This window comes from Sphingomonas sp., assembly GCF_019242355.1.
Lineage (GTDB): Bacteria > Pseudomonadota > Alphaproteobacteria > Sphingomonadales > Sphingomonadaceae > Sphingomicrobium.
This window is the reverse complement of sequence record NZ_JAFAVR010000097.1, coordinates 1-7,709: the sequence shown is the minus strand read 5'-3', so window position 1 is coordinate 7,709 and position 7,709 is coordinate 1. Positions and strand designations below refer to the sequence as shown.

At 66.8% G+C, this 7,709-nt stretch carries 7 protein-coding genes; 4 read left to right on the top strand and 3 right to left on the bottom strand.

The features are described 5' to 3' along the window. On the top strand, window positions 1-862 hold an 862-nt coding region (locus tag JOZ79_RS04625; RefSeq protein WP_294071268.1), incomplete at its 5' end, for a hemolysin family protein. Here the strand turns inward: JOZ79_RS04625 and JOZ79_RS04620 are convergent. From JOZ79_RS04620 to purD, 3 genes are read right to left on the bottom strand one after another with little or no spacing between them, the layout of a single operon-like run. Continuing rightward, the gene (locus tag JOZ79_RS04620; RefSeq protein ID WP_294071265.1) at window positions 859-1,356 is read right to left on the bottom strand and encodes a hypothetical protein; all 498 of its coding nucleotides are present in this window, start codon (window positions 1,354-1,356) and stop codon (window positions 859-861) included. The genes JOZ79_RS04625 and JOZ79_RS04620 overlap by 4 nt on opposite strands. Beyond that, window positions 1,357-1,884, bottom strand: a complete 528-nt coding sequence (locus JOZ79_RS04615; protein ID WP_294071263.1) for a hypothetical protein — start codon at window positions 1,882-1,884, stop codon at window positions 1,357-1,359. It abuts the gene before it with no gap. After that, window positions 1,881-3,140 carry a phosphoribosylamine--glycine ligase gene (gene purD / locus JOZ79_RS04610; RefSeq protein WP_294071260.1) on the bottom strand — a complete coding sequence of 420 codons (1,260 nt, stop codon included), beginning with the start codon at window positions 3,138-3,140 and terminating at the stop codon, window positions 1,881-1,883. Before purD ends, JOZ79_RS04615 begins: the two co-directional genes overlap by 4 nt. Here purD and xseA point away from each other — a divergent pair. The 3 genes from xseA to JOZ79_RS04595 all read left to right on the top strand — a co-directional run. Next, a complete protein-coding gene (xseA, locus tag JOZ79_RS04605) occupies window positions 3,139-4,557 on the top strand; it encodes an exodeoxyribonuclease VII large subunit (protein ID WP_294071257.1) in 1,419 nt (472 codons plus the stop codon). The genes purD and xseA overlap by 2 nt on opposite strands. A 4-nt stretch (window positions 4,558-4,561) precedes the next feature. Beyond that, window positions 4,562-4,759 (top strand): DUF2093 domain-containing protein, encoded by a 198-nt coding sequence (locus JOZ79_RS04600; protein ID WP_294071254.1) that lies wholly within the window; start codon window positions 4,562-4,564, stop codon window positions 4,757-4,759. Between the two features lie 196 nt (window positions 4,760-4,955). Then, on the top strand, window positions 4,956-7,709 hold a 2,754-nt coding region (locus tag JOZ79_RS04595), incomplete at its 3' end, for a TonB-dependent receptor (RefSeq protein ID WP_294071251.1).

The window sequence follows — 7,709 nt, the reverse complement described above, 5'->3', positions numbered from 1 at the left end:
GCTGCTCGACCGAACCAGCGCGCTGATCTTCCGGCTGCTCGGCCTCGACCGCGAATCGAAGACCCAGGTCACGGCCGAGGAGCTTCACCTCGTGGTTGCCGAGGCGAAGACCGCCGGCGTTCTGGAGGAGAGCGAGCGGGCGATCATCTCCGGCGTCGTCAGGCTGGCTGATCGTCCGGTGCGCGAGGTGATGACGCCGAGGACCGAAATCGAATGGATCGATATCGCGGCCAGCGAGGAAGAAATCCGCGCGGCCCTTGTCGAGACCCAGCACAGCCGAATTCCCGTGGCCGACGGTTCGGTCGAGAATATCGTCGGCGTGATCGAGGCGCGGGATGTGATGGCGGCGCTCCTCGAAGCGCGTTCGCTCGACGTACGTCGGCTCAGCCGGCAGGCGCCGGTGATCCCGGATCTCATGGATGCGATGGATGCGCTCGTGGTGCTACGCAGCGCGGATGTGCCGCTAGCGCTCGTCCATGACGAATATGGTCATCTCGACGGCATCGTCACCCCGGGCAGCATCCTCGGCGCACTTGCCGGCACCTTTGCCAACGACGTCGAGGAGGGCGAAGATGCGCCGCTGATCGAGCGGGAAGACGGCAGCTGGCTCGTTTCCGGGGCCGCCAGCGCCGACCTGCTCTCGGACCGCCTCGGCGTTAGACTGCCCGACGATCGCGACTTTTCCACCGTCGCCGGTTTTGCCCTGTCGGTGCTCAAGCACCTTCCGGAGACGGGCGAGACTTTCCGGCATGACGGCTGGTCGTTCGAGGTGGTCGACATGGACGGCCGCAAGATCGACAAGCTGATCGCCTCGCGGCCGGCGCGGCGGCCGCGCGAAGCGAGCGGGGGCAGCGCCGCCTAGAGCTTGCCGAACGTCTGTTCGTAGCCGTCGACATCGTTGCGGGCGAGATAGTCTGCTTGCTCGACGATGCGGTCGCGCGTCAGGCGGCCCTTGAAGGCGCCGAGCCGCTCGTCGAGCCGCTCCATCTCCGTCGGCGTCAGCGCCGCGAGCTGCTCGAAGCGGCTGAAGCCGAGCTCCGTCAAGGAGTCGGCGAGTTTCGGTCCGACGCCCTTCATCCGGGTGAAATCGTCAGCGGGCTCGCCGGCCTCTCCGGCGTCCGAGCGATAGGCCGGCACCTCAAGGATCTCGCTGGTGACATCGCTGGTTGCCGCCGCCGCTTCGCCCGCCAGCCCTCGCCCTTCGGCAGCTGCCTGCCGAGCCATGTGGGGTCGGGTCGGGGTCTGGTCGGTCAGCGTCACGCGTTGCCGCGGGCGCAGCAGCACGACGGCGATGATCGCCAGAACAACGAGGACTACAAGGACGATCGGCCAGTTATTCGTCAGCACATCCATCAATCACCAACTCCATTGCGCGTTGTACCGGCGGCGAAGCTCCACCCCATAAGCGGGCACCAGCCCAATCGCGAAACCCAGCAGAGCCGCAATGGCTGCTTCGACCACCAGCGGGATTCCTCCGCCCGCGTCGCCCCACATGGCGCTGCTGACGCCAGGAAGGTCGCTCAGCACGAGTGAAAGCTGCTCGCGCTGGAAGTCGTCGGCGGGTCCTGAGAGGGCAAGCCTTCGGGTCAACGGCGCTCGGTGCAGATTCGCCTGGATCGGCGTCATTTCGTAATAAACGAGGTCGTCATGCACCGACTTGTCGATTGCGGCGACCAGGCGGCCGGCACCTCCAAGCGGCCCGGTCCACAGTAGCGCCGCGGCGACGCACAGCATCGCGGCTCCGGCGGGGAATCGGACGCGCCGCCGTCGGTAGTCGGCGACGAGCATTCCGGGGCGCCGGCGGAATCCCGCGATCCCCGAAAGCACGCCCGCCAGCATGCCGAAGCCGACGAGCGGCCAGAAAAAGGCCCAAAAGGCGTTCATGCCTGTTCGCGCTCCAGCTCGCGCCAGCCGATGTCGCGGCGGTGGAAACCGTCGTCGAAGTCGATCTGGTCGACGGCTCGATACGCCCGCGCGCGGGCATTGGCGAAGGTATCGGCGACGGCGGTGACGGCGAGCACCCGGCCGCCTTTGGCGACGAGTCCCGACTCGCCCTCAGCGGTGCCAGCGTGAAAGACGGTGACACCCTCGACCTGCTCGGCAGACTCGATTGCGCGGATGGCGCCGCCGGCTGCCGGCGTGCCGGGGTAGCCACGCGCGGCGACGATCACGGTCATCGAATGCTCGCCCGAGAGGCGCGGCGGGTCGATCTCGGCGAGGCGGCCGGTGGCGACGGCGTGCAGCAGCTCCGCGAAATCGCCCTCGATCAGCGGCATGATCGCTTCGCATTCGGGATCGCCGAAGCGGACATTATACTCGATTAGCTCGGGCCCCCGCGCGGTCAGCATCAGGCCGGCGTAGAGCACGCCGGTGAACGGCGTTCCGGCCGCCGCCAGAGCCCGAGCGGTCGGAAGGACGATCTCATCCATCGCCCTCTGCCGAAGCTCGGCCGTCAGCACGGGTGCCGGGGCGTAGGCGCCCATGCCGCCTGTGTTCGGACCAGTGTCACCCTCGCCAACGCGCTTGTGATCCTGAGCCGAGGCCAGCGGCACCGCGGTCTCGCCGTCGACCAGAGCGAACAGGCTGGCTTCCTCGCCCTCGAGGAATTCCTCGATCACCAGCGGTCCGTCGCCGGCAGCGTCGATGGCCTGCTCCGCTTCCGCGCGGGTCATCGCTACGGTCACGCCCTTTCCTGCGGCGAGACCATCGGCCTTGATTACGACTGGAATGTCGAACTGAGCGAGCGCCACGTGGGCATCCGCGGCGCGCTCGGCGCGAACATAACTTGCTGTCGGGATCCCGTTCGCGCGGCACAAATCCTTGGTGAAGCCCTTGGAACCTTCCAGCTGCGCTGCCGCAGCATCCGGACCGAAGACCGCAATTCCGGCGTGCCGCAAGGCATCGGCGACGCCGACGACCAAGGGCGCTTCGGGGCCGATCACGACCAGGTCGGTCCTGCTGCTCCGTGCGAGCTCGACCACCGCCGCCCGATCGCACGGATCCACTTCCGCGCATTCCGCCCATCGCGCGATCCCGGGATTGCCGGGCACGGCAAGAAGTTGGCCGCAGCTCGGCGATTGCCTAAGGCGCCAGGCGAGCGCATCCTCGCGTCCGCCCGAGCCAAGCAGCAGAATATTCATGGATCTCCCCGACGACACGCGTGCCGGCCTGTTAGCGAACGTCGCCCCCGGCGACAATTCGCCAGCTCTCAGCGTCAGCGAGCTGTCGGGCGCGCTCAAGCGGACGATAGAGACCACGTTCGGAGTGGTTCGTGTCCGAGGTGAGATCAGCGGGTTCAAGCGCCACTCGTCGGGCCACTGCTATTTCAGCCTCAAGGACGAATCCGCCTGCATGGACGCGGTGATCTGGCGGACGAGCGCCGGAGCCCTGGCGTTTCGGCCCGAGGATGGCGCCGAGGTCGTCGCCACCGGAAAGCTGACGACCTACCCAGGCCGGTCAAAGTACCAGATCGTCATCGATCGGATGGAGCTTGCTGGCGAGGGCGCGCTCCTGGCGCTGCTTGAACGCCGGCGCAAGGCGCTCGCAGCCGAGGGGCTGTTCGCGCCGGAGCGCAAGCGCCGGCTGCCGTTCTTGCCGCGTGTCATCGGAGTCGTGACGTCTCCGACCGGGGCCGTCATTCGCGACATCCTCCACCGTTTGGCCGACCGCTGCCCGACCCATGTCGTCGTCTGGCCGGTCCCGGTGCAGGGGGAGGGGGCGCCCGCCAAGGTCGCCGCCGCGATCCGCGGCTTTGCGGCGATGGAACCGGGCGGCGCGGTGCCGAGACCGGATCTCCTCATCGTCGCGCGTGGCGGAGGCTCGATCGAGGATCTCTGGGCGTTCAACGAGGAAGAGGTTGTGCGAGCGGCGGCCGAATGTCCGATCCCCCTGATTTCGGCGGTCGGCCATGAAACGGACACCACGCTGATCGACCACGCATCGGACTTGCGCGCGCCGACGCCGACGGCCGCCGCCGAGCTTGCGGTGCCGGTTCGTGCGGAGCTTCTCGCGCAGCTCGCCGAGTTCATGCACCGCGCGCAGCATTGCGTCTCGCGCCGTGCCGACCGTGCGCGCGAGCGGCTCGAACTGACGGCCTGCCGCTGGCTGGAGCCGCAGGCCTTGTTCGCTCCGGCCAGCCAGCGCCTCGACGACGCCGGCGAGCGACTGCCGCGCTCGCTTGCGGCCCGCGCGGGAAGTGCCCGCGCCGACATGAATTTGGTTGCGGGCCGTCTCCGCCGCGATCTTATCGACCAGCGCGTCGCGCGCTTGTCGGACAAGCTTGAGGCGGCCTGGACGATGGCGATGCTCGTCCATCCGGAACGGCCGCTCAGCCGTGGCTTCGCCCGAGTCACCGCGCCCGATGGACGCACCCTTACGCGCGCGGGTGACGCGCGCGCGGAATCACTGGTGACCCTGCACTTCGCGGACGGCGCGGTGGCGGCGGCGCCAGCGCCGGAGGGGCGGGCGCTCCGGACGCCGGGGCCGGCGGTTGAGCGGAAGGCTCGCCGCCCCTACATTGCGCCGCAGCCCGGCCTCTTCGACGCCGGCGAGGAGTGACACGATGCTGATGACGGGAAGCGGACGGGCCGCCCGAGTGCATTACCTGCCGGGGACGTTCCGCCTGCTGTCGGACGGCGACCACGTCGTCTGCGCGGTCACTGGCGCGCGCATTCCGCTTCACGAGTTGCGCTACTGGAGCGTCGAGCGGCAGGAGCCTTATGTCGACGCGGAGGCTAGCCTGCGGGCCCAGCAGCGTTAGCGCTAACGGGCGAAACAGGACTGTGGCCTCCTCGACACAGTGCCGTAACAAAAGCCGACGCAGCCTCGTCGCGAACTTTACACTTTCCGCGCATCGACTGCACAAGCCCCCTCAAGGCGCAGGGCTCCCGCTCTGCGTCGTGGCTATGTGAGGGGTCTTCCGGGCATCCTCATCGGCAATGGAATGGGGACTAAACATGAAGCTCGATTATCGTCAGCGCCTACTGACAACCACTCTTCTCGTCGGTGCGACCATGCTCGGTTCGCCTGCCTTCGCGCAGACGCCGCCGCCGCCCGCCCCGGACCAGTCGACGGTGCCTGCCGCGGAAGCTCCGCCGACCGGCCCGCAGGAAGCGCAGCCGCTGCCGAGCACGAATGCTTCGGGCCAGACCGTCAACAGCACGCAGGACATCGTCGTTACCGGCACGCGCATTCCGCAGCCGAACCTCGAATCGGCTGCTCCGGTCTCGGTGGTCACCAACCAGGACGTGAAGCTCTCCGGCGCGACCCGGGTCGAGGATGTCATCGCGCAGTTGCCGTCTGCGGCCGCCGATCAGAATTCGGGCGTGTCGAACGGCGCGACCGGCACCGCTGAAATCAGTCTCCGCAACCTCGGTGCCCAGCGCACCCTGACCCTGGTCAATGGCCGTCGCTTGACGCCGGGCGATCCGAACAGCCCGAGCCAGGCGGGCGACATCAACCTGATTCCGGCTTCGCTCATCAAGCGCGTCGACGTGCTGACCGGCGGCGCCTCGTCCGTCTACGGTGCGGACGCGGTCGCCGGCGTCGTCAACTTCATCATGGACACCAACTTCGAGGGCGTGAAGTTCGACGGCACCTGGTCGAGCTATCAGCACAACAACCGTGACGCCGATCTGGTCACTGGCCAGACGATGCGCGGCATCCTCGACGCCAAGGGCTTCCCGTATCCGACGGGCAGCAAGTGGGACGGCCGTTCGATCGACGGCACGATGTCGATCGGCGCCGGCTTCGACGACGGCCGTGGGCACGTCGTCGGCTACTTCGGCTACCGCAACATCAAGCCGGTGCTCGGCGCCGCTCGCGACTACAGCTCTTGCGGCATCAGCGGCGCGGGCGACCCCGTGAAGTGCGGTGGCTCGGGTTTCGCGGATCCCGCGAACCTGCTCTATTACATCCCCGGCCAGGGCAGCTCGACGGAATCGGGCGTTGGCCCGGGTGGAACGCTCGGCGCGCCGAACACATTCAACTTCGCGCCGTTCAACTACTTCCAGCGGCCCGACACGCGCTACACGGCGGGTGTCTTCGCGAACTATGAGGTGAGCCCGGCGTTCAAGCCGTACCTCGAGTTCATGTTCATGGACGACCACACGCTTGCGCAGATCGCTCCGTCGGGCGACTTCGCGAACACCTACACGATCAACTGCGACAATCCGTTCCTCAGTGCTTCGCAGAAGACGACGATCTGCAACGACTCGAACCTGATCAACGGTTTCCTGGGAACGTTCCCGCTACCTGTCGGCGCTGGATTCAACACCGGTTTGCCGGGCAGCGGCACGGTCGGACCGGATGCTCCGCCGCTCACCTTCTTCGATGCGCGCGGCAATACGTATCAGGAAGCCTACCTGAACGTCCTTCGGCGTAACGTCGAAGGCGGCAACCGTGTCGCCGACCTGACTCACACCACCTACCACGGCGTGCTCGGTGCGAAGGGCGATCTCAGCGACGTCTTCTCGTACGACGCATACTATCAGTACGGCCGGACCGAGTATCAGCAGGTCTACAAGAACGAATTCTCGGCTCAGCGGCTGGTGAATGCGTTGAACGCCGTGCGCGTCGACGCCAACGGCAACACGATCAATCCCGCGACCGGCGCGCTGTACACGGCTACCGATCCCGGAACGACCATCGAGTGCCGTTCGGTTCTCGCCGGAACCGATCCGAACTGCGTTCCGTACGATCTCTTCGGCACGCCTTCCGCGGCCTCGGTCAATTACCTGACCGTTTCCGGTGTCATCACGGGCCGGACGACGGAGCAGATCGCTCACGTCGACTTCACCGGTGACCTCGGCAACATGGGCTGGAAGTCCCCGTGGGCTACGGACGGCATCGGCTTCAACGCGGGCTACGAATATCGCAAGGAAGGCCTGGTCCTGAATCCTGACCAGGAATTCCAGCTGGGCGATCTGACGGGCCAGGGCGCGCCGACTCTCCCGATCAATGGCGCCTTCCACGTCAACGAGCTGTTCGGCGAAGTGCAGGTTCCGCTCATCCAGCACGGGTTTGTGTACGATCTCTCGCTGCACGGCGGTTATCGTCACTCTTCGTACAAGACGAGCGAAGGCCGCAAGTACAGCACCGACACCTACAACCTGTCCGGCGAGTTCGCTCCGATCCGGGATATCCGCTTCCGCGCGGCTTACAACCGGGCGGCTCGTGCGCCGAACATTCAGGAGCTGTTCGGGCCCCAGATCGTGGCGCTCGATGGCGGCACGGACCCGTGCGCCGGCATCACGATCGCCGAAACGGATTACGGCTGCCGCGCCCAGGGCCTCGGCGTCGGTCTGGCTACTCCGCCCAACCCGGCGGCCCAGTATAATGGTCTGATCGGCGGCAACCCGAACCTGATTCCGGAAAAGGCGACCACGAAGACTGTCGGCGTCGTCCTCCAGCCGAGCTTCATTCCGAGGTTCGCGCTGACTGTCGATTACTGGAACATCAAGATCACAGACGCGATCCAACCCTTTGGCGCGGATGCGATCCTGGCGGACTGCGTTGCCAACACCACGTCGCTGACGGCTGTGGCGCCGTCCTGTGCGCTCATCCACCGCAACGCGGCAGGTTCCTTGTGGCTGTCTCCGGACGGCTACGTGACCGACATTTCGCATAACGTCGGCGGCGACAAGACGGACGGTATCGACGTTTCGGCGGCTTACTCGCGCCGGTTCGGCGGTCTGGGGAACTTCTCCCTG